This window comes from Aminobacterium colombiense DSM 12261, from assembly GCF_000025885.1.
GTDB classification, from domain to species: domain Bacteria; phylum Synergistota; class Synergistia; order Synergistales; family Aminobacteriaceae; genus Aminobacterium; species Aminobacterium colombiense.
In genome coordinates, this window is the sequence record NC_014011.1 from 440,736 (window position 1) to 466,508 (window position 25,773).

General features: G+C 45.8%; 24 protein-coding genes. 16 read left to right on the top strand and 8 right to left on the bottom strand.

Translation table 11 applies throughout. From position 1 onward, the window contains the following. Positions 1-65: 65 nt before the first annotated feature. The 4 genes from AMICO_RS02095 to AMICO_RS02110 all read left to right on the top strand — a co-directional run bounded on the left by AMICO_RS02095 (position 66) and on the right by AMICO_RS02110 (position 4,843). Positions 66-1,547: a hypothetical protein gene (locus tag AMICO_RS02095; RefSeq protein ID WP_013047819.1), complete on the top strand. Its 1,482-nt coding sequence runs from the start codon at positions 66-68 to the stop codon at positions 1,545-1,547. 38 nt (positions 1,548-1,585) lie between these two features. Continuing rightward, positions 1,586-2,869, top strand: coding sequence for a tyrosine--tRNA ligase (gene tyrS / locus AMICO_RS02100; RefSeq protein ID WP_013047820.1), 1,284 nt, complete (start codon positions 1,586-1,588; stop codon positions 2,867-2,869). Positions 2,870-3,078: 209 nt separating this feature from the next. Beyond that, a complete protein-coding gene (locus AMICO_RS02105; RefSeq protein WP_169302789.1) occupies positions 3,079-3,873 on the top strand; it encodes a lysophospholipid acyltransferase family protein in 795 nt (264 codons plus the stop codon). A gap of 49 nt (positions 3,874-3,922) precedes the next feature. Next, entirely contained in the window at positions 3,923-4,843 is a 921-nt protein-coding gene (locus AMICO_RS02110; RefSeq protein WP_013047822.1) for a hypothetical protein, read from the top strand. A 42-nt stretch (positions 4,844-4,885) separates the two neighbouring features. On the opposite strand, the gene AMICO_RS02115 is transcribed toward AMICO_RS02110, so the two are convergent. After that, on the bottom strand, positions 4,886-5,539 hold the full coding sequence (locus AMICO_RS02115) for an amino acid ABC transporter permease (RefSeq protein ID WP_013047823.1): 654 nt from the start codon (positions 5,537-5,539) through the stop codon (positions 4,886-4,888). A gap of 1 nt (position 5,540) precedes the next feature. Continuing rightward, positions 5,541-6,317 carry an amino acid ABC transporter ATP-binding protein gene (locus AMICO_RS02120; RefSeq protein WP_013047824.1) on the bottom strand — a complete coding sequence of 259 codons (777 nt, stop codon included), beginning with the start codon at positions 6,315-6,317 and terminating at the stop codon, positions 5,541-5,543. A 477-nt stretch (positions 6,318-6,794) separates the two neighbouring features. Here AMICO_RS02120 and AMICO_RS02125 point away from each other — a divergent pair, with 477 nt between their 5' ends. Then, positions 6,795-7,682 carry an MBL fold metallo-hydrolase gene (locus tag AMICO_RS02125; protein WP_013047826.1) on the top strand — a complete coding sequence of 296 codons (888 nt, stop codon included), beginning with the start codon at positions 6,795-6,797 and terminating at the stop codon, positions 7,680-7,682. 34 nt (positions 7,683-7,716) lie between these two features. On the opposite strand, the gene AMICO_RS02130 is transcribed toward AMICO_RS02125, so the two are convergent. Continuing rightward, positions 7,717-9,102, bottom strand: a complete 1,386-nt coding sequence (locus tag AMICO_RS02130) for a phosphomannomutase/phosphoglucomutase (RefSeq protein WP_013047827.1) — start codon at positions 9,100-9,102, stop codon at positions 7,717-7,719. Between the two features lie 111 nt (positions 9,103-9,213). On the opposite strand from AMICO_RS02130, the gene AMICO_RS02135 reads away from it, so the two are divergent. Then, a complete protein-coding gene (locus tag AMICO_RS02135) occupies positions 9,214-10,143 on the top strand; it encodes an AEC family transporter (RefSeq protein ID WP_013047828.1) in 930 nt (309 codons plus the stop codon). Positions 10,144-10,152: 9 nt separating this feature from the next. On the opposite strand, the gene AMICO_RS02140 is transcribed toward AMICO_RS02135, so the two are convergent. Continuing rightward, the gene (locus AMICO_RS02140) at positions 10,153-11,349 is read right to left on the bottom strand and encodes a YibE/F family protein (protein WP_013047829.1); all 1,197 of its coding nucleotides are present in this window, start codon (positions 11,347-11,349) and stop codon (positions 10,153-10,155) included. After that, positions 11,327-12,067, bottom strand: a complete 741-nt coding sequence (locus AMICO_RS02145) for a FadR/GntR family transcriptional regulator (protein WP_013047830.1) — start codon at positions 12,065-12,067, stop codon at positions 11,327-11,329. The genes AMICO_RS02140 and AMICO_RS02145 overlap by 23 nt, the downstream gene beginning before the upstream one ends. A gap of 121 nt (positions 12,068-12,188) precedes the next feature. On the opposite strand from AMICO_RS02145, the gene AMICO_RS02150 reads away from it, so the two are divergent. From AMICO_RS02150 to AMICO_RS02160, 3 genes are all read left to right on the top strand, one after another. Next, entirely contained in the window at positions 12,189-13,832 is a 1,644-nt protein-coding gene (locus AMICO_RS02150) for a nucleoside kinase (protein ID WP_013047831.1), read from the top strand. Then, positions 13,833-14,702: a LacI family DNA-binding transcriptional regulator gene (locus tag AMICO_RS09775; protein ID WP_052292784.1), complete on the top strand. Its 870-nt coding sequence runs from the start codon at positions 13,833-13,835 to the stop codon at positions 14,700-14,702. A gap of 265 nt (positions 14,703-14,967) precedes the next feature. After that, entirely contained in the window at positions 14,968-15,804 is an 837-nt protein-coding gene (locus AMICO_RS02160) for an Mrp/NBP35 family ATP-binding protein (protein WP_013047833.1), read from the top strand. Positions 15,805-15,860: 56 nt separating this feature from the next. Here AMICO_RS02160 and AMICO_RS02165 read toward each other — a convergent pair whose 3' ends face one another. Both AMICO_RS02165 and AMICO_RS02170 read right to left on the bottom strand, forming a co-directional pair. Further along, positions 15,861-16,673 (bottom strand): MBL fold metallo-hydrolase, encoded by an 813-nt coding sequence (locus AMICO_RS02165; RefSeq protein ID WP_013047834.1) that lies wholly within the window; start codon positions 16,671-16,673, stop codon positions 15,861-15,863. 26 nt (positions 16,674-16,699) lie between these two features. Beyond that, positions 16,700-18,202, bottom strand: a complete 1,503-nt coding sequence (locus tag AMICO_RS02170; protein WP_013047835.1) for a mucoidy inhibitor MuiA family protein — start codon at positions 18,200-18,202, stop codon at positions 16,700-16,702. Positions 18,203-18,314: 112 nt separating this feature from the next. On the opposite strand from AMICO_RS02170, the gene ychF reads away from it, so the two are divergent. Continuing rightward, positions 18,315-19,406 carry a redox-regulated ATPase YchF gene (ychF, locus tag AMICO_RS02175; protein ID WP_013047836.1) on the top strand — a complete coding sequence of 364 codons (1,092 nt, stop codon included), beginning with the start codon at positions 18,315-18,317 and terminating at the stop codon, positions 19,404-19,406. 71 nt (positions 19,407-19,477) lie between these two features. Next, positions 19,478-19,918: a hypothetical protein gene (locus tag AMICO_RS02180; protein WP_013047837.1), complete on the top strand. Its 441-nt coding sequence runs from the start codon at positions 19,478-19,480 to the stop codon at positions 19,916-19,918. Between the two features lie 61 nt (positions 19,919-19,979). Here AMICO_RS02180 and AMICO_RS02185 read toward each other — a convergent pair whose 3' ends face one another. Then, the gene (locus AMICO_RS02185; protein WP_013047838.1) at positions 19,980-20,696 is read right to left on the bottom strand and encodes a lipid-binding SYLF domain-containing protein; all 717 of its coding nucleotides are present in this window, start codon (positions 20,694-20,696) and stop codon (positions 19,980-19,982) included. 140 nt (positions 20,697-20,836) lie between these two features. Here AMICO_RS02185 and AMICO_RS02190 point away from each other — a divergent pair, with 140 nt between their 5' ends. The 5 genes from AMICO_RS02190 (at position 20,837) to AMICO_RS02210 (ending at position 25,759) form a co-directional block, all read left to right on the top strand. Further along, a complete protein-coding gene (locus AMICO_RS02190) occupies positions 20,837-21,769 on the top strand; it encodes a hypothetical protein (protein WP_013047839.1) in 933 nt (310 codons plus the stop codon). Positions 21,770-21,789: 20 nt separating this feature from the next. Then, positions 21,790-22,347 (top strand): ATP-binding protein, encoded by a 558-nt coding sequence (locus tag AMICO_RS02195; protein ID WP_013047840.1) that lies wholly within the window; start codon positions 21,790-21,792, stop codon positions 22,345-22,347. A gap of 27 nt (positions 22,348-22,374) precedes the next feature. Beyond that, a complete protein-coding gene (locus AMICO_RS02200; RefSeq protein ID WP_013047841.1) occupies positions 22,375-23,190 on the top strand; it encodes a formate/nitrite transporter family protein in 816 nt (271 codons plus the stop codon). Between the two features lie 320 nt (positions 23,191-23,510). Beyond that, a complete protein-coding gene (locus AMICO_RS09780; protein WP_013047842.1) occupies positions 23,511-24,488 on the top strand; it encodes an HAD family hydrolase in 978 nt (325 codons plus the stop codon). Further along, the gene (locus AMICO_RS02210; protein WP_013047843.1) at positions 24,485-25,759 is read left to right on the top strand and encodes a replication-associated recombination protein A; all 1,275 of its coding nucleotides are present in this window, start codon (positions 24,485-24,487) and stop codon (positions 25,757-25,759) included. The genes AMICO_RS09780 and AMICO_RS02210 overlap by 4 nt, the downstream gene beginning before the upstream one ends. Positions 25,760-25,773: the final 14 nt, after the last annotated feature.

The window sequence follows — 25,773 nt, forward strand, 5'->3', positions numbered from 1 at the left end:
ATTTTAGGGGCTTTTGAGCTTATGATACATCAGTAGTTTGATTTTTATCGCAGGGAGGGAATACGATGCGGAAAGGGCTATTTTTCTGGGGAGGCTTTATACTATGCTTTGCAATCATCGGCCTCGCCATATTCTTTATGGGCAAACAGCCGGAACAGCGAGCTATTACCGAGCCTATTCCAATTCCTGAACCATCAGCTCCATATGTCTACCTCGAAGGGAAAGGCGATGTTTTTGACTTTGACCTCCCGGAAGAGCTGGTTAAAGAAACAAGTCAGGCAAGGCCTTTTTTACTTGCTGTTCAGGGATTTTCTCCAGTCCTTTCCTATTCCCAGCAAGGCGCGAGTCTTATAACGTGGGAAAGCAACCAGCCCCATCTTTACGGATCGGCGCTTTTTAGCCTGGCTACAACGCAGAGTTTGGAAAAGGGGGAATTCCCCCAAGAATGGAAAGAGATTGAGGAGCAGATTTCAATAACTAAAGAGGAGGATGGTTCTGTTGTTTTGATGGGGAGCAGCGGAATGCCTCCACTTTATGTCCACATAGATGGCGGGCTCACCCTTTTATCTACTTCCAGAGAAGGGTTGAATCTGATGAAAGACGTGCTGAACAATACGAAAGATAAACTTGACATGAGTTGGAAGGTTTCTGCTGACTGGGCTAGCCATTTTCGTTTCTATGACGGGGGCATATTTTCTCAGCTCCTATCCCTTGATGGTGTGGAAGTATCTCTTGTCCCCTTTACATTTGACGCGGCATGGAATGAAAATGAGGAAAAAGGCGAACTTCGATGGAAAACAACTGGCATAGAGGGAGTCATACCGGCACCTATACTGGAAAGGCTTTCTCCCATTCGGTGGGACAATCGAATAGTTGTGCCAGAACCTCTAATGCTGGCAGGCGGTCTTAATGTTCCTGATGTGGCCCATATGGATATAGAACAGGATTTGACAGAAGAGATTCCAGAGGGATTTCCCTTTTCTTCTGAAGAAATTTTAGAATTGTTAAAAGGTCCGCTGTGTGTCACCGTTGGTGGAAGCAGTAAGTTTATTTTCTTTTCCTTGCCTGGTATCCTTCTTCAGTTGCCAGATAGGGGCGTCGCTGGCGTAAAGCTTGTAAATGAGTTCTGGTCGCAAGAGTGGCGAGTGCTTGTGCCATCCATTCAAGGTCTTGAAGGATTTCATGCGGGAGGAACTTCAGATGTCCCCCTTACCGTAGTAGGCGCAGCCAGAGAGGATCTGGCAATTTTTGGAGTTATGCAGAAAGACGAGATACAAGTTGAGAAAAAAATAAGTAGTACTGTGCCAGCCTTGAAAAATAACTCCGAAGCCTTTGCGTGGCTTTACGCTCATGGAGCTCGTCTTGCAGATGCTTTCGACGTGGTGGCCCGGGCGAGTGCCATGGCAAGCAAGCTTGGAAGTGATATTGGCGTAAATGTGGAGGAACTGGCCAGAGGCGCAGAAAAAATACGCAACATCGGTGAGATATCTTTAGTAATGCCCTCCATCAATGAAGGATACATTAGATGGACAGCACCGGAATTATAAAAACTACTTGATTATTTATTATGGGAGGAAAAGTATCGATGGTTAATGCGTTCCGCGCTCTTCAAGAGCGAGGTCTTGTGGAATGGTGCAGTCATCCGGAAGAACTGGATGAGTTTTTTGAAAAAGAAGAAATGATTACAGCGTACATTGGTTTCGATCCTACGGCAGACAGCCTTCATGTGGGGCACCTTATCCCCATAATGACTCTGAGCTGGCTGCAACGTATGGGGCACAGGCCAATTTGTCTTGCTGGCGGAGGGACAGGCATGATTGGTGACCCCTCCGGCAAGAGTAAAGAGAGAAACCTCCTTTCCCCAGAAGCGGTACGGGAAAACATCAGAGGTGTTAGAAATCAACTCGAACATTTTATGAATTTTAATTGCGGGAAAAACTCGGCCCTCATTGTCAATAACTATGATTGGTTAAAAGACATCTCCTTTCTTGATTTTCTAAGAGAGGTGGGAAAGTTTTTTACTATCAATTACATGGTCAATAAAGAACATGTTAAATCTCGCCTTAACGATCCGGAAAAGAGCATCTCTTATACTGAATTTTCTTATACTCTCCTGCAGGCCTATGACTTCATGCACTTGCTGGAAAAGTATGGATGTAAAATACAGATGGGCGGTAATGACCAACAGGGGAATATTGTGTCTGGCATAGATCTCATTCGCAAACGAAAGGGAGACCAGGCCTATGGATGGACAAACCCCCTTCTCCTCACTTCATCAGGAACGAAGTTTGGAAAAACAGAGGGGGGTGCAGTTTGGCTTGATCCTAAACGGACATCACCCTACCGTTTTTACCAGTTCTGGATCAACACAGAAGATGAAATGGTAGAAAAGCTTTTAAAATTTTTCACATTCCTTCCGCTGGAAGAAATTGAAGAAATTATGAGCAAGCATCTTGCGGCTCCAGAAAAGCGTGAAGCTCAAAAACGGTTGGCCTGGGAGGTTACTTCATTAGTGCACAGTCCTCATGCTGCAGATACAGTGGCGCGGGCTAGTGAAATTCTTTTTGGAGGAGAAATAACCCACGAAGATATGTCTGAAGAGATGATGGAAATGCTGGCAGAGGAAGTGCCCTATGGAACCATCAGCACAGCTCTGCCTCGTTCTCTTGTAGATGTTCTTGTATCTGTTGAAGCATGTAAAAGCAAAGGAGAAGCAAGGCGTCTCATCCGCGGCGGCGGAGTCTATGTAAATGGTGACAGGATAGAAGATGAGAACGGAACTATTGAAAAAACACTCCTTATCGGTGGCCGTCATCTCTTTGTGCGCCTTGGGAAAAAGAGATTTAATCTTATCGAGATAAAGGAATAATATCATTTTCCCCTGATTGGTCATTTAATGATCTGTTGCCGGTCAGTTCTCACGAGGCAACCTTGGATCTTTTTGAGGGGCTTCGTTATGAAGCTCCTTTTCGTTTCTTCTGCTTTCTGTTTTTTATGAGGACGGTGTATAAAGTGAGCGCTGGTTCTTTTTTATTACAAATTTTTCAAAAATTTGTGGCTCCTGGCTGGAGGGCATCTTTGAGTGCTGCTATTTTTGACAACCTCCTTTGTCTCATAGGCCCCAGAAAAAAAGTTGCCCTTGAAAACATGAAAAACACTGTTTTCCCGGATAGTGAGGAGTGGCGTCAAAAGACCCTTGCTGGTGTATATCGGCATATTGCCTGGATGTTGGCAGAATATCTGGTACTTGTGAAGGATCCTTCCTCGGTTCTCGACTGGGTTGTGGAAGTAGAAGGGGAACACATACTGGAACAGCTGGTGCAAGAAAAAAAGGGAGCAATCATACTTACGGGGCATCTTGGGAATTGGGAATTGCTGGCAGCATGGCTCTGTCAAAAAGGGTATCCCCTTTATGCTGTTGTACGGGATCCTGACGACAAAGATGTGGCGAAACTTATAGAATCTTACAGATGCCGCGTGGGCCTTCGCACCCTAAAGAAAAAATCTATTATGAAAGAATCTGTCCGGCTGGCTCAAAATGGAGCTTTTTTAGGACTGCTTTCAGATCAAGATGGCGGTCACACAGGGCTGCCGTCGCTTTTCCTTGGAAAAGAGTGCTCTACAGTCAATGGCCCAGCCGCTATTTCTCTCATGGCTCATGTTCCTATCGTTCCAGTAATTTCTTACCGTATAGCGCCTTTTAGGCATCAGATTATAATATCTTCTCCTTTGACCTTTTCTGGAGTTGGAAAGAAGAAGGAGCAGTTAGAGGGTATGACACGGAGTGTAGATATGACTTTAGAAAAAATGGTGATCCGTCACCCGGAACAGTGGCTTTGGCTTCATCGCCGTTGGCGATCTCGTTTTCCTTGATAACGTTTTTCTCACGTGGTATCCTTTTTAGAGAAAGGAGGGGATATCGGTGATCTATGAGCTCATGTCAAGCGGCAACATTGTCAGACTTCCAGACGCTATGGCAGTGCCTGGCCTACCGAAAACAAAAGCACCCATAGTCGTCGTCCTCCTCCCGTACAATAGGATTTTAATAGGGACGTCATCGTATTTGAATGGCGAAAAATGGGAATGGGGCAAAATTGGAGAAGAGAGACGGGCAGAGGTCTTCTTATATCAGAACCAATCACTGACATTGGCCGTGGAAGGCTTTCATTCCATTTTTTTGAATGATGAAGTGGTATCAGAACTCCGTAAGAGTTTATTGTCACAGCTTGAACTTCCAGGGGATCACATGTCAACAATACTGATCCTTAAGAGGCTCCTGCGGAATGATGTGGCTGATATTATGTCAGGAGAAACCCTAAAAGACGAGCAGTTTGTTTTAGATCTTATAGAGCGAGATTTATCTGTGAAGCAGGCATATTGGGGCATCCGTTTTGCTCTGGCACGTAATGATTATGCGTCGGTTGCCCGCATAAAGACGTGGATTAAAAGTGTTGGGAATCTTTTTGATGAAGTGGGTCAGGCTATGCAAATGTGGTTTTCTCTCACAGATCTTCCAGGGGGGAAGGAAATGGCAGAGCTAGAAGGCCTGTCTTTTACTCTCGATGATCTTCAACGAATGAACTCCCAGAGATCCAGGCCTGTTGTTCTTTTCAGCCGGACAGGGTACTTGGTTCTTTCGGAGCAATCCCTGGAGAAATCAGAAACCATATTTCGAATATGGCTTTTCCTTCCTCTTCATTTGTGGAACGAGCTCAGAGAAAAAAGGAAACTCTCTATACGTGAAATCGTGTCAGCTTCATGGGGTTATATAGACGCAAGGGACGCCATGAGGGAAATGGAATATTACGGAAAGAAAACACAAACTACAACATCGCCGAATTAAAGGGCCGGGGAGGAAATTATCCCCGGCCTTCCTTTTTATTTTTTAATGGACTTGCCACCGTTTTTCTATAAGCTGAAGAGCAATGCTTGTAAAGCTGGTAAGACACAGATAGATCAGTCCTACCATAATAAAGGTTTCAAAAGAGGCGTATGTAACGCTTCGAACCTGCTGTCCCACCATGGTCAATTCCGCAATGGCCAGCGTCGACAGCAGCGATGATTCTTTGATAAGGGTTACAAATTCATTCCCCAAAGCCGGCAACATGTTCCGTATGGCCTGCGGGAGAATAATATGGCGCATGGTCCCCAGATAGGAAAGGCCAAGAACCTTTGCGGCTTCCCACTGCCCTTTGGGAACAGCCTCTATGCCCCCGCGGACAATTTCCCCCACATACCCTGCCGAATTAATAGAGAGACCAATGATCCCTGCTGTAAAAGCGGGGAGGTTGATGCCAAGGGAAGGCAATCCAAAATAAATCAAAAAGAGCTGTATGAGCAGTGGAGTGCCCCGTATAACGTAAATATATGCCGCTGCCAGCCCCTTAATTGGCTTAACCGGAACTACTCGAAGGGCTCCAATTAAAATTCCCATGATTGAACCAAGGGTAACGGCAAGAATGGAAGCTTTAACTGTGAAAACAGCTCCCGTCACGAACATATGCCAATAGGGAACTATAGAGGAGAAGTCAAGCATCATTTCAGCACGCACCTCCTTCTTCCTTTGTGAGGTCTTCACCAAAATGAACAAGCATTCGTTGTAAAAAGGCCTGAGTACGTGGATGAGCAGGTTTGACCATAATGTCTTGGGGCGAGCCCTGTTCTACAATATTCCCATCGGCCATAAAGATAATTCTGTCAGAAACATCTTTTGCAAAAAGCATTTCGTGAGTAATAATCACCATGGTCATGCCTGTTTCAGCAAGCTGGGCAATAACTTCGAGCACTTCTCCCACGAGTTCGGGGTCAAGGGCGCTTGTAGGCTCATCGAAAAGCATGATCTTAGGCTGCATGGCAAGAGCTCGCGCAATTGCTACCCGTTGCTGCTGTCCACCAGAAAGCTGGCTTGGCTTAGCGTATACCTTGTCCCCGAGGCCTACTCGCTCGAGAAGCCGAATAGCTAGATCTTCCGCTTCCTTTTTTTTCATCCCCTTGGCCTGGATAGGGCAGAGTGTGATATTATCAAGAACTGAAAGATGAGGGAAAAGATTAAATTGTTGGAAAATCATTCCTACGAGGGTTGCGACTTCTTTATTTGAATGTTTCCCATTATCGACTCGTTGGCCGTAGAGGTAGATTTCTCCATCGTTAATGTCCTCGAGACGGCATATGCACCGTGCTAAAGTGCTTTTTCCTGATCCGCTAGGGCCAATGACTGAAACAACTTCACCTTCGCCCACGGTCATGGATACGCCCTGTAAAACGTGAAGATTTCCAAAGGATTTATGTAAATTCTTAACTTCGATTGCACTTTGCAACAATCGTCACCTCCTATTAGTCGCGGGAATTATAACTCAACTTTAGGTTACTGGCAAACATTTTTTTGAAAAAAAATTAAAAAATAAGATTATATAATCTAGCCGCAGTAAATTTACCCTTCTAAAAAGGGGAAATAAGCCATAAAAAAAGGGGCCAGCGGCCCCATGATTTGATTTACCTTAAGACTCTATTGTATCCTTATTCTATGAATCGTAACGGCAACGGTATAATTCCTGATTCAGGTCTGACATCTCGTTAGAGAAGGAGTCACTCTGGTCGTTTAGGTGCTTCGCGCGAATACTCTTAGAGCTCTCTTTTGCTTTTTTCATCTCCACTGCTGTTCCACCTCCTGAAAAACATTAAATCCGAACCATTTGACTACTGACCCTTATTGGTACGGACCAAACAAAGTCATTTTAGCATGGAAAAAAGGAAATGCAAAGTTCAAAAAGTTTTTTGTAAAGGGGATAAATGCCATGGAAATAAAAATATTGAAAGGACAAAGCTGCTATATTCCTGGACGAGTCAATGTCGGCCTCTGGAAAGATGGGAAAGATGGTTGTTTTCTTATCGATAGTGGAGGTGATGAAACGTCAGGGCGGCGGCTTTTCAGACTGATACAGGAAAATAATCTGAAACTCAGAGGGATTCTCAATACTCACTCCAACGCTGATCACGTTGGAGGAAACGCCTATTTGCAGAAAAAAACGGCATGTCCCATTTGGGCAAGTTCAATAGAAGATACTGTAATTCAAAATCCATTTTTGGAGCCGATGCTCTTGTGGGGAGCCGCTCCTTTTCGTGCCCTGACCGGAAAGTTTCTTCAGGCAGCCCCTTCTCTTGTAACGCAAATATTATCTCCTGGTGAAAGAGTGCCTGATACGGACTTAACGGTATTAGCCCTTCCTGGCCACTTTATCAATATGATTGGTTTTCTTTCGGCAGATGGGGTTTGTTATATTGCGGACAGCCTCTTTGCAAAAGAAGTCATAGAAAAATATCGTTTTATGGTTGCTTTTGATGTGGAGGCAACTCTCGCTACATTAGATATGTTGGAAAAACTTGAAGCTGCATGGTTTGTTCCCTGTCATGCGGAGCCAGTTGAAGATATTCGTCCTCTCGTAAATGAAAATAGGAAGGGAATCGAGGCTTTAAGTCACGCTGTTCATGACTTGTGTTCTGTTCCCCGTAGCCGTGAAGAAATCCTCGCCTTGCTGGTGCAAAAATGGGATCTGGAAATGAATCCCGTACAGTATGTCCTTAACTCCAGTTCCCTTTCAGCCTATCTAACCTTTCTGGAGAAAAAGGGACTGATTGTACCTTTTGTAGAAAAAGGCAACCTTCTATGGCAGAAAAAGCATTGAAAAGGAGCCCCGCAACAGGGCTCCTTGGCATATATTAGTATGTCCACTCAAAATCGGGAATCCCAACGTCTAACATTCGCTGTTTCATATCTCTTGTAATATGGTCCAGATCCTCTTGAGTTTTCCCCTCGCATCGAGTAACAAGCACCGGCTGAGTGTTTGACGCCCTCACAAGCCCCCATCCACGCCGGTCATAGAGAATCCTCACACCATCAATGGTAATGGCATCGTGATCCTTGAGGGCTTCTTCCTTTATTTTTTCGATAACCTGAAATTTCTTTTCATCGGGGCAGTCTACCCGTATTTCAGCAGTGCTGTAGTAGACAGGATAGTCAACGAGCATTTCTGAAAGAGACCGCGCGTCGTTAGAGAGAATTCTGAGAAGTCGTCCCGCAGCATAGAAAGAATCATCAAAGCCGTAAAACTCATCAGCAAAGAACATATGGCCAGAAAGTTCTCCTGCAAAGAGGGCATCCACTTCTTTCATCTTTGCTTTAATAAGAGAGTGTCCTGCCTTGTAATAAAGCGGTTTCCCACCAAGTCTCAAAATCTCATCTTCAAGGGCCTGTGAACACTTGACTTCGATAATTGCCACGGCCCCAGGATATTTAGGGAGAATCTCACGCCAATAGAGTCCCATGAGGGTGTCTCCCCATATGACTGTTCCTTTTTCATCTACTACGCCAATACGATCGGCGTCTCCATCAAAAGCGATCCCCAGATCTGCTTTTTCCTGCCTCACTTTTTCTATTAGAAAGGTGAGATTTTCTCTTTTAAGGGGATCTGGATGATGGTTTGGAAATGTCCCGTCAGGTTCACAGAAAAGGGGAACGACTTCACATCCCAGTTTTTCAAGGAAGGTTTGAATATAAAGGCCAGCGGTTCCATTGCCAGCATCTGCTGCCACTTTTAGTTTTCTGGGTCCCAGTTTTATCTTTGAGAGAAGCATGGCAATATATTCTTCCCAGATATTTGCTTTTTTTATTGTCCCTGGAGCAGGGCCTTTTTCGAAGTCATCCTTCTCTATCATTGAGAGGATTAGTTGTATTTGCTCTCCGTACATGGTGCTCTTGCCATAAGCCAATTTTAAGCCGTTCATATCTTTGGGGTTATGGCTGCCCGTTACCATAATACCCCCATCAAAATTGAAGCGGAACTGACTCCAATAAAGAAGGGGAGAGGTGGCAACCCCAATATCCGTAACATGAATTCCTGCCCACGTTACGCCATCGATGACATTTTTTTTGATTCGGTCTGTAGAGAGCCTTACGTCCCCTCCTACGGTAATCGACGTAATTCCCTCTCTGTAAAGGAATGTCCCGTATGCCTTGCCGATAGCGGTAACTGTTTTTTCAGTGAGTTCGGTGTCGGCTATTCCGCGAATGTCATATTCTCTAAAAATATGTTTTGGTACTTGCATCAGGTCTCATCACCTTCCCTGATTATTTTTTGCTTAATATTATATTTCTATGACCTTTTTGCCTACGTAGATTGTATAATACCATTTGAACTGAGGGGAGTGTGGTTTTTCGTGGGAAGCTTTTTCATTGTTCTTCCTATTGTCATTATCGTCGGCATTGGATGGTTCATCAGAAATAAAGGTCTTGTAAGGGAAGAAGCTTTTGCTGGAATGAATTTTATTTTGTATTGGGTAGCTCTCCCAGCCCTCCTTTTTAGAGTAACTTACAATGCAGACGTAGGAATTCTCTCTGGAGGGAATTTTGTTAAGGCCGTTTATGTTTCACTTATGATTGCACCTCCGATGGCGTTGATCTTCGGCCGGTTTGTGGGACTGAAAAAGGAACGTCTTGCTGTTCTGACCATGGTGTCCATTCGTTCCAACAATATCTTTATGGGCGTCCCCGCTGTTTCTGTCGCTTTGGGGGAAGCCGGTCTTCAGGCCCTCTCCCTCTACCTTGCCGTGGTGATGGCTGGCTACCAGCTCATTTCCATAGCATGGGGGCAGATCGTCCTCTCTGGAAGCTTTCGTATCAGTGCATTAAAAGATGCGTTTAAAAAAATATTTACCAACCCCCTTATAATGGCCTGTATCGCAGGAATTATCTTTGCCCTTGCAGGAACGGGCCCCATGCCCAGATGGATCGACGAAGCTCTTAAGGCCTTAGGGAATGTAGGCAATGGTCTTGCACTCCTCGCCCTTGGGGCATCCCTTAACCTTACGAGGGTAGGGGCGTCTCTTAAAGAAACGTGGGAAACTCTTTTGTTCAAGCTTGTTATTTTCCCTTCAATTGTGTGGCTTTTTTTGCTCCTCTGGCCAGTTGATCCCATTCTTTTTCAGACAACAGTGCTTGTGTCTTCCATGCCTATTGCCGTAAACTCTTATATTGTGGCTAAAGGCATGGGGATGGATCCGGCATACACGGCAGAGTCCATTGCCGCGTCAACTTTATGTTCAATTGTTACAATTCCTTTGTGGGCGACAGTATTGGGTCTCTCCTGATCAGTCTTTTTATCCGGCGCTCTTTTTAGAGCGCAACCTGAAATCCAGCCACCAGACACAAACTCCGGTAGTGATGGGGATCGTAAGGAGAAGTCCGATAGTTCCCGCAACGCTTCTTAACAGTTCCTGCGCAATATAAGGGTCGTTAAGAAGGGCCATGGCATCGATCCCTGCGTAAGAAATAAGGATGGTGAAAGGAAGAGAGCTTCCTAGGTAGGCCAGGATCAGGGTGTTGATCATGCTTCCTAAAACTTCTCGGCCAACTCCAATGCCAGCTTGCCAGAGGCGATGGCTTTCTATGTGGGAGTCGTATGAAAAAAGTTCGGCTAGAGTTGATGTAACTGAAACAGCTACATCGAGTACGGCCCCGATAGCACCGATCATGACAGCCGCAAGAAGCAAGCCTTCCATAGAAAGGTTGGGAATAGTGGAAGCTAGAAGGCTGGCGCTGTCGCTTGCCAATCCAGTCAATTGCCATGTCTTAACTATAATCCAGCCTACCGTGGACGCGGCAATGGCTCCACCAAGGGCCCCCAAAAAGGCAACGATCCAGAACGCCGGGCGTCTAACCACAAGAAGAACGGTAATAATAGAAACGGCGCCTATTGTAAGGATGGCAAAGGGTATTGGCGCCACCCCCTTGGCAAGAGCTGGTACATACCATCCCAACAGTACAGCCAGGGAAAGAAGAAGCCCGGCCAGGGCCCTGAAGCCGGCCTTCCCGGCAGAAGCAATGAGCCCCCCTGACGCTAAGATCAGAAAAGCGATGACCCAGGGGATTCTATACCGATCGCTTATAGAGTACTGGAGGGTACCATCTTCGAAGCGGTCGCAGACAAGAAGATATCTGCGCCCCTCGGTCAACTTCAATGATGATGTTGACAGTTGCGTAATAAGGATATCTTCTGATTCCCCTTTTTTCTCTCCATTGAGAAAGGTCACAGTAATATCAATGTATTCTGTTTCCCATGGAGATTCTTCTGTTTCCGGCGAAGCTTTTTCGCGTTCAGCCGTGGAATTGTTAAAGGGCAGAGGCGTTTCAGTACCTCGAACCTTTCCCACACGGTCTATACTGACAATAACCGAATCCTCTGTATTCCACGATTTCAGTACCATTTTATGAAAAGATAGAGCAGCGATAAGAGCAATTATAACTACAGAGAGAGAAGCCAGAATGTAATTCTTAACGCTTTGAGGTTTCTTCATTATGAAGAAGTCTCCCTTCCTCTCCCAAGGCAATGCCATCAAGGAGTGTTTTATATACTCTGGCTACATGGTTGGTCATGAAACGCTGAGCCTTTTTTATGTCCCTTGCCAATATGCATTGATAAATCTCTTTATGTTCTTTAAGAAAGATCTCCTTGTCATCAAGAAGAGAATAGATCCTCTCATGGGTTTCCATAATTAGATTAAAGGTCATTTTTACAATGTTGACGAAAACGAAATTATGAGTAGCTTCGGCGAGAAGCAAATGAAAGTCATAATCGCACTGAGCGCGATGTTCAAGGGACTCTACATCTTTGCTTGTAAGGGTCAGTATCTTCCGTATGCGGGTCAGATCTGTGGGGGTGGCATGTTTAACGGCTTCTGACACGATGGCAGGTTCTAGAATCATGCGGGCTTCTACCAGTTCTAGAATGGCTTCGTCCTGCAGTGGCATTCTCATATTCTGGGTATCAAAACGGGACTTGCGGACAAAACGTCCTTTCCCCGGGATGCTTTCTATAAGCCCTACTAGCTCCAGGATGCGAAAAGCTTCCCTCAGAGAACTTCGACTCACGTTAAGGTCTTCTATAAGTTGTCTTTCAGGGGGAAGAGGATCTCCCTGGGATATTTCTCCCCGGGTAATAAGCTCTTTTATTTCTTCAGCTACGTGTTCATATATTTTAACAGACCTGTTCTTCGTGGTTTTTTTCCCAGTCATATCAATCGCCCTCCACAAACAATTCAAGACGGATTTGCCTTCTTGTAGTAAAGTAAATCATACCAGATAGAAAAGTAAAGATTATAGAGCAATAACGAAATTGCCCGAAAGGAGGAGAAAAATGTCTTTCCAGATCAATATTCGTAACTACCATACGTGCGAGTGTTCTAGTGCCATGAGTGGGAAAGATGTTCTCTCTAAAGCTGATATTGATGGAGGATCCCATATAGTTGCCTGGCGTGTCAACAGTTATCTTCGCCCTTTGGGCTGGGTTGTAGATGAAGACTCGGAAGTGGAATTTGTAGACACCTCTTCCTTTGAGGGGATGGAAGTATATCGTCGTTCTCTGAGTTTTTCGCTTGTATTGGCAGCCCAGCGGGCATTGGGAAAAAATGTGACCATTAAACATTCCATTAGTGACGGATATTATTGGGAGCTTCCAGATAGGGATTTAACGGAGGAAGAAGTTCTTCGTATAAACAAGGCTCTCAGGGATCTGGTCAACCGAGATGTTCCCATTACCCGCGAGGTTGTTCCTCTTGATAAGGCCCGGCGTATTTTTGAGCGTCAGGGCAATCCTGAAAGCGCCAGACTCTTTATGTGGGCGGCTGAGGATCCTGTAGAGCTTTATCGTTGCGAAGACAACTATGGTTTTTATTACGCTCCTCTGGCCCCTTCAACAGGATATCTTCGTGTTTTTGAACTGAAGTATTTCCCCCCTGGAATGGTTCTGCAGTTTCCTACTGTTTCCTACCCAGACCGGCTTCCGCCCTTCAGGGCATCGAAAAAACTTTCCGGGGTCTTTCTTGACTACGCTAAATGGCTGGAAATTTTAGGCCTTAAGACCATGGATAGTTTTCACGCAAAAATAGCCCAGGGAAAGGGGCTTGAACTGGTTCTTATTTCAGAAGCCTTTCATTCTCAACGCCTCAGCCGTATTGCGGAAGACGTAGCACTGCGGGAAAAAACAAAAGTCATAGTTATTGCAGGTCCTTCCGGATCAGGGAAGACAACAACAGCGAAACGGCTAAAGATCCAGCTTCAGGTCTGTGGTTTAAATCCCACAGTGATCTCTCTTGATAACTATTTCGTGGATAGGGAGAAAACGCCTCTTGACGAACAGGGGAATTATGATTTTGAAGTTTTAGAGGCAATAGATCTCGACCTTCTAGAAAGCCAGCTTGCCAAGCTTCTTAAGGGGGAAGAGGTTAGAGTTCCAGAGTTTGATTTTATTAAAGGCAAAAAATTTCCTGGAGCAACTCTTCGCCTCAACAAACACGATGTCCTTATTATTGAAGGTATCCATGGTTTAAATGAAAAGGTAACGGCAGTTGTTCCAGAAGAGATGAAATTTGGTATTTTCGTGTCCCCTTTGACGGGTATCAATCTTGACGAACACAATCGGACAAGTACTACGGACAATAGGTTGTTGCGACGGATGATCAGGGATTATAGAACAAGAGGACATTCGGCTGAGCGGACCCTCGATCTTTGGCCATCGGTCATTAAAGGGGCAAGAGAGTATATTTTCCCCTACCAGAGCAGCGCTGTTGCCATGTTTAATTCCTCTTTGCCCTATGAGCTAGCGGTCTTGAGGGGGTATGCGCAGCCTCTCTTGCAGACTGTTCCAGAATCTTCATCTATGCATGGGGAGGCAAGGCGGCTTCTTTCCATGTTAAAGTTTGTGCCCCCCCTACCTTCTGAAAATGTTCCGTCCAATTCCATATTAAGAGAGTTTATTGGCGGTGGATGTTACGAACACTGATTGAATGGACAGATTCAACAAAACGAGGTGCCAGCGGTGAAAGTTAAGATGGAAGATGTAGCTAAACTGGCTAATGTTAATAAAGCGACAGTTAGCAGGGCGCTCAAGGGAGACTCAAGGATATCAGCATCTACGAGAGAAAGGGTTTGGAAAGCGGCCAAAGCTCTTGGATATCAGCCTGATGCTGTGGCAAGGGGATTATCGAGCAATAGGACAGGTCTTTTGGGGGTAGTCTTTGTAGACCTCTCACAGCCATGGGTAGGAAGCTTTTTGTCAGGCCTTGACCGTGTCGCGTCGAAGCAGAGCTACAGTTTGCTTGTCAAATGTTCGGGACAGGGCCCTTCCCAGAAAAATGTTGTGGCCAGGGATCTCCTTTCTCGTAATGTGGATGGCATTATCTGGATAGCTGGCGCCGTACCAGACCTTTCCTTTGACGGGCCATTGGTAGCGGTGGGTTCGGAGAACCCACGAGGTTTTTCTGTGTTGATCGATGTGGAAAGGGGGGCTCAGAAACTTCAAAAAATAGCGAAGGGGAGAGTCTGTGAGGTTAGAAGTGGGTCGGCACCTTTCTTCAGGGATATTGCCTCCTTTCTAAAAGGGCCCTCCCTCAAAACCTTGCCCCCGCTGTATGTGGTCGATTCATCCCATGATATCCCCATATCGGGGGGGGGAGAGAATGTGGTCCTGTGCGGATACCCCAATGTGGCTAGACTTCTGAAAAGTTATTGCCTTGACTGGCCGGCCTTCGAGCTGGGAGCCATTGCGGGGCGCCTGTCCTTGAACGCCATACAGGAGAAAGGGGTGCGCCCCGAAAAGGTGATGGTCGTTCCTCCTCTTTATAGTCCAGAGGGGGATATCGTTTCCTTATAGACGTGTTCGAGTTCGAATGACAAGGTACACACCGCATAAAATCCTACTACAAGGTTAGCTGCTGCGCCAAGAAAACTGCCATTACCTCCAGAACAGGAACCCAGCGCTAATTCCTTAAAGATCGCCTCCTGATGGATTTTTTGCTATAAACCTATTCGGAAAAGTCGACAAGAGTGTATATTACTTGACGCTATCTATCGCTAGGCGTATAAAAGAGAAGGTAAAAATTTCTTTATATGGAGATGTTGACAGGGAGGAACGATATATGTCTGAGCAAGGATGTAACGAAATGTCTTGTGGAAAGTCTTCCTGCGAAGGTTGCAGTGGATGCTCTAAAAAGAAAAAGGACGTTGGAAAAGTTATTGCTGTGGGCAGCGGCAAAGGTGGAGTGGGTAAGAGCTCCATATCCTGCCTATTGGCGGTGGCTCTAGCTAAAAAGGGGTTTTCTGTAGGAATTCTTGATGCCGATATAACTGGTCCTTCCGTTCCTAAACTTATGGGTGTCACCGATTCGCCGTATGGTTCTCCTCAGGGAATTATCCCTCCGGCATCATCGATTTTCGATATAAAAGTCATGTCTGTCAATCTTCTTCTTGATGATCCAACGAAGCCTGTAGTTTGGCGGGGGCCTATTATTGCTAGCGTGATTAAGCAGTTCTGGGAAGATGTGGCGTGGGATAAAACCGATTTTATCATCGTAGACCTGCCCCCGGGAACGGCCGATGCTCCTCTTACCGTCATGCAAACTATTGATTTGGACGGATTTCTTGTAGTGACGTCACCTCAGGAACTCTCTGTAATGGTGGTGGAAAAGGCCCTTAACATGACTAAAATGATGGAGGTTCCTCTTCTTGGTGCTGTCGAAAATATGAGCTATGTGACCTGTCCTGATTGCGGCAAGGCTATAGAAGTCTTCGGTCCCAGTCATGTGAAGGAGATTGAAGAGAAATTCTCTCTCCCGGTGCTTGGCAAATTCCCCCTCGATCTTGAACTGTCCCATCTGGGAGATCAGGGCCGCATGGAGGAATATAAAAATGAAGAATTGCTGAACGCCTTGGCTGACGGAGTGCTTGTACAGCTGGGTGTTGGGGTAGAAGTATAAGAAAAATATGAAGGGCGGCCTTTGCTATAAAAGCCGCCCTTTCACATTGTGGATTTCTATATTTCAAAAGAAGAGCCCGAATGGGCCCATTCAACATTTGATAGCTGCTCTCCAAGGATAAAAGCAGCGCTGAAGCCGGTACAGTGACAAGGTCTCCAATGCTGTACAGAAAATTTGTCTTTAAGCTCCTTCGCTGAACGAAGAAGGAATCCTCTTCCCTGACTTCGAAAATGCATGCCCCCAGTAACACTGTAAAATTCACGGGTGTTAAAAAGAAGGGCAGCCCGTTCAAGGATATTCACGGTTCCAGCGTGGGCGCATCCGAGAATGACGCTATATCCATTAATACCTCGAACTACAAGAGAAAGATCATCTTCCATAAGGTCAGCTTTGAGCTCACCGTTCTCTTTTATTACGAGATCGGGATCCACTGGAACAAAATCAGGATTTCTTTCTGAGAGTGGTATTGTTATGGCCCATATGGCATCTATAATTTCAGTTCTATCATTTACAGGGCGAAAGTTCAGGTCGTCTTTGCTAAAAAGGCTTCCGGCAATCTCCAGTTCTTCTCCTTTCCGCGCAAATCGCTGGCGGTCGAAAAATGGAGAAGCCCATACGGGCAAATTTCCTTCACGCCTCAAGATTTCAGGCAATCCCCACGTGTGGTCAAAATGACCGTGGCTAAGAACGATTCCATTGAGATTGCCAAGAGGAACCTCAAGGGCCGATGCGTTTGGGTAAAGGGAGGCCCCCCTCCCCGTATCAAAAAGCAAAGAGCCCCTAGGAGTTTCTATATACATACTGAGACCATGTTCTCCTAGCAGTTTAGATGTGCCGCAATAATCATCGACGACCACAGTAACATTCATATATCATTCACTCTCCCTTTTCAAACTTATTTCAGCCAGATCTCTTTATCAGAGGGGAAAGAAAGTCGATAGACTACTGAAATTTGCCATTGTTCCCCTGCTTTAAATTTCTTTTTCCACGTAAGAACTCCCTTTTTCTCATCTTTTTCCGCAGGCTGGGGATCCAGGGTCTCTACTTCTACTGTTATTTTTTCATGGGCAGATACAGGAATTCTGTCTTTGATCATAAGCTCAGCTTCAAAGGGCAGACCGTTTGTAATATTAAGGGTATAACCCTGAGCCAGTTTTCCTTTGCCAAACCAGTTGCTTCCTTCTTTAGGGATAATTTCTTCCCGTGTAGCGGTAACAGAGGGTGTCTGGCCGAAGGCCAGAGTAAGCTTCTCTCCTCGCGCCAAGGCTGGCAATCTAGTTCTCCCTGACCCCATTCCGTCGATAAATAGGTCGGCCTTTCCAGGTAGGAGCGGATCTTCGATGGCTTCTGAAGAAGCCATTATCCAGGCCTGGGATGAAAGAAGAGGGATACACTCTATGGAAACTGTTGCAGGCATTGTGAAATCACGCAGCAGCAGTGTAACAGGCATATTATCCCCCGATATCTTTCCCTTAGTAGTGAAGAAACGGTCTGTAATTGTTTCTTCTACAGCAGAAGGTATCGCTGTTTCTTCTACTGCCATAGTTTTAAGCATTCGCCCATTTTGCTGAGCGCCAGAGCCATAGAGAGGCTCTGTAAAGGTTGCGACCAAAGGAGGAATGTCAGGGGTTTCAACAGAAGAGACGGGCTGGGCCGTATGGAGCTGTATAATTCCATTCCAGATAAGTCCGGTATGCTGCCGCACTTTAGCCAATAGTTGCCCCTCCACTCTTCCTTCATTGGTGGAAAGAGAAAGACTATATTCAGGAACCCAGCGGGCATGGGGTGTCCACCCTTCTATGAAAAGACTGCCACTTGTCAGAGTCTTATATTCTATAGCTATAACCTTCCCCTGAGTTTGAGGTTTTTTCTCTTCAATTTCTCCCTTTATATCGGTAATCTCCTGTTCAACTCTTTCGATGTCGCTTTCTACAGCGGCTCTTTCCTGCTCTTTCTTTTGTCGGGATTCTTCCGCTGCCTGCAAATAGGATTCCAGATTATGAACAGAAAGGTCGGCGGGCGTGGAGCTTTCTATTAGTGCGGACCATTGTTTTAATGCGACAGCTTGGGATTTTAGGGACGAGAGCTCCCTTTTTTTGTCTTCCAGGCGAAGCTGGAGGGGGACAAGGGAGGGAGGGAGCCACTGAGCATCATTCAAAACCACAATTTGTACCTTCTCTAATAAAAGGCCATCTTCAGGAATGACACTGATACTTTCGAGATCGAAAGTGTTGGGAAGCAAAATTTTACCTTCACCAGTTACATTTGCCTTCAATCGTATTTGTGCTCCCCTCGGGTAGACATATACATGCTCTATAACCATTTCAGCAGCAAAGAGTGATATGCTTGTCAACATGATGACAAAGGTGGCGAAGCATAGAGACAAGAGCTTTTTCATAGAAGAAAAGACCTCCTTTTCTTTTTTCTAATTAGCAGAAGCGTATAATACAATTATAATGCATGTTCGCCATGTATAAATGGATAAATGAATGAACAGGAGGAATGCCCTCATGCTGAAATGCGGTATAGTGGGTTTGCCCCTTTGTGGCAAAAGCACTGTCTTCAATGTTATAACTAGAGCTGGAGCAGAAGTAAAGCCCTATGCCAGTGGTAAAACCGATCCCAACCGAGCAATGGTTTCAGTTCCTGACCCAAGATTTGAGCATCTCGTTACGATCTTTGAGCCGAAAAAACAGACGCCGGCTACTGTGGAGTTTGTTGACTTGGCGGGACTTTCCCGGGATGCCAGCAAAGGAGCCGGCCTGGGAAATGCTTTTCTTTCTTTTGTGGCTGAGTCAGATGCCCTTGTCCATGTGGTCAGAACTTTTGATAACCCGGAAGTTCCCCATCCGGAAGATAATATCGATCCAGCACGGGACTGGAATATAGTGGAAATGGAACTTATTTATCGAGACCTCGGAGTTATCGATAATAGGCTGTCCCGTTTAGCAGCAAAGAAACGTCTTCTTCCTGAAGAGGAGGAAGAAAAAAAGCTCCTTGAACGTTGCCAGGCCTTCCTTATGGAGGAAAAACCTCTTAGAGAGCTTGGTTTATCAGAAGATGAACAGCGAAAATTGAGCGGCTTTGCTTTTCTGACCCTGAAGCCTGAAATGATCGTGCTCAATCTTGACGAAACCCAGACTGAAGGGCACGTGCCAGGCCTTGACGCAATAATGTCTATTGCAAAAGAACGAGGCCTAGGCCTTGTGCAGGTTTTTGGCCGGATGGAAATGGAGATGGCAGATCTCTCGGAGGATGAGCAGAGGGAATTCATGGCAGACCTGGGCATCAAAGAGGCTGGCAGAGAACGTCTCATTCAGGAAGCCTATAGCCTGCTTGGACTCATCTCCTTTTTTACTACGGGAAAAGATGAAGTGAAGGCATGGACGCTGAAAAAAGATGCTACAGCTGTAGAGGCTGCGGGGGCAATTCACTCTGATTTGGCAAGAGGATTTATTCGAGCCCAGGTTGTACACTACCCTGATTTTGTAGCCTGTGGAGATTCCATGCCCGCCTGCCGCGATAAGGGCGTGCTGCGCCTTGAAGGAAAGGAATACCTCGTGCAGGATGGCGACATGATAGAAATTCGTTTCAATGTTTAACCTACAAGCCAGATATTGAAATGTGCTAGAATATAAAATTGAATTTTACGAGAAGAGAGGAGGATCGACACATGCCGATGCAGATTAGTCTTGATGAGCTTTTGAGCGCCTTGCTTGCTCGTGTGGATGGGATGGCCATGAACGAAGAAAATCTTAAGAGCCGTCTAAATATCATCTTCAGAGTTCTATATAAAAAGGGGCTCATTACTGATGAAGATGTTGTCGAATCCATTCGTGACGAACACCGTTTGCTGAAAGAACTGGGGCTTACGAGAGAGGAACCGGATGATGAGGTTGTGAACGCCATAGCCGAGAGCATTTTGCTCTGGATCAAGGGAGACGCAGAAAAACTTAAAGAGCAGATAAAAGAGTATGAACAGAAGATGCAGGAAGCTGCTATGGAAGAAGCCAGAAAGCCTAAAATTGATGTGGCTTCGCCTCAAGTGTTGCAGCAACTTGACCAATTAAGCGGAAAAGAGCGCCGAGGCGGCGGGCGGAAGCTCATTATCTAACAGGATGTCATAAGAATGGGAAGGGGTTAACCCCTTCCCATTCTTATGCATTTCTTTTGCGCTATTTCGCTTCCTTAATCACTTTCTGCAGCTCATTGATAAGAGTTTTGATCTTATTGCTCGTCGCTCCCTTTTTAAGAGCCTGGGAAGCTGTTGTAGGTTTTCCCCAATAGACAGTATTAGCGTTATCGTCCACATTGATAGCTGCCCCTTCAAGAGACATGCCAGCAAAAAGCCCCTTCGTAATGGAGTAGCTATAGATTGATGCTTTGAGCTTTATGTCAGTTCCAAGCTCTCCACGACGCCCCAGAGGCCCGGCTGCTACCCCGAGGTCTCCGCTGAGCTCCACATTATTTCCCATAAAACCTTCAAGACCTCTTTCGTTGGTGATCACAAGAACCAATCCAATAGACTCGGCTCCGATTTGCAATCCCCATGAAGCTCCTGCAATGGTAACAAAGCTTGGCCCATACCATTTCCCCGTCACCGAATCTCTTTTGAGTACAAGACCTTCACCATATTTCCCGCCAAAGACAAATCCCGCCTTAATGACTGAGGGGAATATTGCCACCCCTTTTGCTCTTTCCAGCAAATCTGCCATTGTCCCTATATCGGACTGTTCTTGCATTTCTCGAAGTAGTTTTACAGATCCGGCAATCCGTTCTTCCGGGGTTTTGGCCCAGGCAGCCTGGGTAAAGCCCCATCCCAAGCTTATAAGGGTTATCAGTGTTGCCAAAATAAAAAAGCGGCAACGGCCTCTTCTTAGTCGCGTCATCATAGAATCTCTCCTTTCGCCCAAAACCATCTCGTTATTATCTTAGAGTGTTGTTTTCATTCACGCAAGAACCAAAGAATTGACGGGGCTCCACTTTTTCCTTTACACTGTCAAGATAACTAATAAGGCTAGGAGGAAACAATATGTCTTATTCCGAAATGGAACGAATAGAAAAGCTACTTGAACAAGCATACCAAAGCGATGATATAGAAACAATTTCTAAATTGGCCCGACAGATTCTTGAAATAGATCCTGGGCATCCAGAGGCTCTTATCCTTCTTGCAGATACTACTGAGTATTCTGATGAAAAGCTGGATCTTTTGAAGCAGGCCCTTGAACCCATGCGCAACATGGTGGAAGAGGCCGATCTTGTGAATCGCAAAGAACTGATGGATGAAGAGGAGGGCATTATTTATATAGGTTTATTGCAGCGACTGGGGTTTGCACTGCTATCAGAAGCTCGGCCCGAAGAAGCACTGGAGATTGCAGAAGAAATAATTTCATACGATGAAGAAGGGGTAACTCTTGGTAAAACCCTTATGTATCGTTGTCTTATTGAGCTTCAGCGGTTTTCTGAGGTTCTCGAGAGAGCCATAAGAGATGAAGAAATATCCGCGGCCCGTCAGCATGCCATGGCTATTGCCGCATATATGCTTTCCGGTCCGGATAAGGGGGCTTATCGAGCTTTATGGGATGCTTTCAAAGTTGGTCCTGAAATTCCTTTCTATATTTTAGGCTATATTCCGGAACCTGATTTTGAAACACTTGATGAACAGCAAGAAGAAGATTACAATTTCTCTATTCTTTTTGAAGATGCTTGGAGTCTTTCTCAGGAACTTGCCAATTGGCTTGCCTCCGCTACCATTCTTTTTGGGATGCTCACTGGGCGGTTCCTCGAAGAAGATGAAGAAAATTTTGCTGTTCTCATGGACTCTCTTGGTATTAGGTCTTTCTGCGAAAAGGCCGAAAAAGCCATTGAGGAAATGAGTGACAGCCTAAGCAGTCTTGACGCTGAAGCCTTTGATGCAAACATTCTTGAAATGCTGAGGGCAAATATCTATCTTCCCCTTAAATAAAAACACCGAGGAGGGACACCGTGTTAGAAGACTTTTCTCAACACGTATTAGATATAGCAGAAAATAGCATTAATGCGGGAGCAACATGGGTGGATATACGAATAACAGAAGACTGCGCGGGGGGGTGGCTATATTTCGAGGTAAAGGATAACGGGAAAGGAATGGATGGGGACACATTGCTCGCTGTAACAGACCCTTTTTATACGAGTCGAACTACAAGGAGAGTAGGATTGGGAATACCTTTTTTAAAACAACTTGCCGAGTTATGCGATGGAGAGTTTGAAATAGAGTCTGCGCCTGGCAAGGGCACTCGGGTGTGGGCAAGTTTCCGCTATGACCATATTGACCGTCCACCGCTTGGGAATATGCCAGCATCGCTCATTTCCCTTCTTATTGCTCATCCTGATGTTCAGCTTGTTTACTGTCATTCCTTTAATGAGAAGAAATTCATTTTTGATAGTTTTGAATTAAATAGAGTTCTTGGGAACATTAAAGAAGTTCAAAATCCAGCAATAGCTTGCTGGCTTCAAGATTACTTTGAGGAAAACATTGAAACTTTAAAGCACCATTGCGAGTGATGTACACGTTAGGGGGAGTGATCGGATATGAATTACAAGTCGCCCTTGGAGATGGCGAAAATGGCCTGTGCGGCCTCACAGACGAAGACGTCGTGGAATCATAGACAAATACTTTTACTTGGTATTCTTGGGGGAGCCTACATTTCTTTAGGCGGATGGCTTATGACCTGTGTGACCTATGATCTGCCAGGTGGTATAGCAAAGTTTATGGCAGGAGCGGTTTTTTCCGTAGGCCTTATGCTTGTAGTCATTGGGGGTGCTGAGCTTTTTACGGGCAATTGCATGATGCCCCTTGGGGCTCTGGTGGGGTGTACCCCTATGAAAAAGATTTTCATAGCCTGGACCTGGGTCTATTTTGCTAATTTTTTGGGGGGACTTATCGTTGTTTTTCTTCTTTACAACACGGGATTATGGGAAGGACCTATAGGTGTAAAGACTCTTCATATTGCAGCAGCTAAAATGAGCCTGCCCTTCGGTCAGGCCTTTTTCAGAGGAATCCTCTGCAACTGGCTGGTAACTATTGCCGTATGGTTGAGCATGGCTTCTACAGATGTGACAGGGAAGATATGGGCTATTTTCTTTCCCATAATGGCTTTTGTGGCTTCTGGTTTTGAACACTGCGTTGCGAACATGTACTTTTTACCTATGGGGCTTCTTCTTAAAAGAGTTCCGTCCCTTCTGCAAGCAGCCCAGCTTTCTGATGCACAGCTGCAGGTGATGAATTTAGGAGGGCTTGTAAAGAACCTCATCCCTGTAACTTTAGGGAATATTGTGGGTGGAGTTCTATTCATAGCCGTATTCTATTTCTTCATCTTTAAGGAGAAACTTCTGGCTTCAGATTAGTGTTTACAACAGGTTGACACTCATGCACGCCTCTTTAAATATGCTATAATAAGCATAGAAAGACTAAGTTGTTAATAACCCTGCGATGTTCGTGTTCATGCACTTAGTCTTGAGCCAACACTCGATCTCAAGAGGGTTGAAGTTCGAGCCGGCAAAGGAGATGGGTAACCATCACCGAAGCTAAGGCACGACAAACCCTTAATAATTAGGACCGGGTCAAGACGACCATGACACGGCATTGCGGGGAGACATAGAGGGGCGCAGGAATTGTCTTGCGTCCCTCTTTTTAGATGTCATCATGTACATCAGGAGGCTTTACTATGAAAACAATCTACACTCCTTTTTGGCATCCTATAGAGAGTGCGGGGTTTATTCTCGACTGGGATGGAGTTCTCGCCGACACCAATCTTGATTTTTCAGGAATCCGCACAAAATACTTCAATGGCGAGCCAGCTCCCCTGATTGAAGGAATGACAGCCCTCTCGGAAGAAAGAAAAAAGGAACTTTGGCAAGACATCTATTCCCTTGAAATGAATGGCGCTGAACAGGCTGTTCCTGTTGAAAAATCCATAGAGTTCGTAAAGTGGCTTAACGACCATAATATCCCCTGGGCAGTAGTTTCGAGGAACTGCATGGATTCAATTCGCCGCGCTGCGGAGAGAATAGATTTTCCACTTCCGCCAAAAGTTTTTAGCCGTGACAATGGGCCTGTGAAACCTGATCCGGAGGCACTCTGGCTTGCAGCTGAAGAGATAGGGGTTCCTGCGGAACAATGTGTTATGGTGGGAGACTTTGTTTATGACCTTATCGGTGCGCGGCGGGCCGGAATGCGGGCTGTGCTCGTTGAGCGTCCCCGGGTGGAATGGCAGCATTGGGCTGATGCAATATATCCCACCATGAATGATTTTTTAAAGAGCCTGAATTCCCCAGCTCCCCTCGTTCCCTGGGAGTACTCCTCCCTCGAAAAGCAAAAAGGGAAGGGATGGCTGGAGAAAGCGTGGAAACTCTTGGTTCAGATTCCCGATGATGTACCTGATATTTGCAATTACTGCGAAGAAGTAGCTCGTCTTGGAGTTGGAACTCTTATTTGCACTCCCAGTGTGAAGCTCTCCGTTCAGCAATGGAGGATCTGGCCTGGGCTGGCGCCATCCTTTCTTGACATAGACCAGGTGTCGGTGATCCAAAAAACCCTTAAACAGCGCTACCCTCTCGTAACTGTAAAGGAAGGAAGCGAGGGCATTCGTCTTTCGGAGAGTATGGATTCCATAGAACGGGAATTGGAGGAAAAGATTAAATGATATCCCAAACCCAGTGGGAAAGACCTCTAGCGGATCGGATGCGCCCTTCCTCTCTCGATGATTTCGTAGGACAAAATCATCTTCTTGCCCCGGGAACTCCCTTGCGGCAAATTCTTCAAAGCGGCAAGGTCCCAAGCTGTGTGCTGTATGGTCCGCCGGGGGTTGGAAAAACGACTCTCGTTCGGCTTATGGCCATGGTAACTGAACGGAGTCTGCTCGAAATTAACGCAGTTTCAGCCAAGGTTTCAGAGTTGCGAGATCTTGTAGAAGAAGCTAAAAATCTCAAGATTCTAAGCGGATCGGCAGCAATCGCCTTTGTAGATGAAATTTACCACTTCAATAAAAGCCAGCAAAACGCCCTCCTTCCTTCAGTAGAGAAGGGGGATATCATTCTCGTTGGAACTACCACAGAAAACCCCTGGTTCGAAATTAATAAAACCCTTCTTTCCCGTCTCGTTGTCTTTCAGCTTAAGCCTCTAGCGGAGGAAGACTTGGTACAGATTCTTTATAAAGCACTTAAAGACGAAGAAAAAGGGTTGGGGGCTCTCAAACTTGCTGTATCAGAAGATGTTATCACAGTCTTGGCGAAGATGGCAGGCGGGGATGCCAGACAGGCTTTAACACGCCTTGAACTCTTAGCGTCATCGGTGGCCGCTTCAGGGGCCGCAGAACTTACCATGGCCCATGTAGACAGGCTTATTCCATCCGCTTCCATTCGTTTTGATCCTAAGGCAGACGATCATTATGCCATTATTTCAGCACTTATCAAAAGTATGCGGGGTTCTGATCCTGATGCGGCTCTCTACTGGCTTGCCCGTCTTATTGAGGGGGGCGAAGACATTCGCTTCATTTGCCGCCGCCTCATGATTTTTGCTGCGGAAGATGTAGGTCTTGCTGATCCCCAGGCTTTGCAGATTGCCGCTGCCGCATCATATGCTGCCGATATGACAGGGCTTCCAGAAGCCAGGATCATTCTTTCTGAAGCTGTCATTTATTTAGCGGCATCGCCAAAGAGCAACAGCGCATACCTGGCGATAGACAACGCAACACAATCAATTAAGAAGGGGAATCTGCAGGAAGTTCCTAATCATCTTAAGCCTGGAGGAACGGGGTATATCTATCCTCATGACGACCCACGACACTGGGTTCCTCAAAAATATGTCACGTCACCCCAGCGTTTTTATTTTCCAGGGAATTTGGGGAGGGAAAGAGCTTTTCATGAGCGCCTGAAGAGATTTTGGCGCCGTTTTTCCAGAGAGCAGGAAAACTAAGAAGAGGCCGGAGG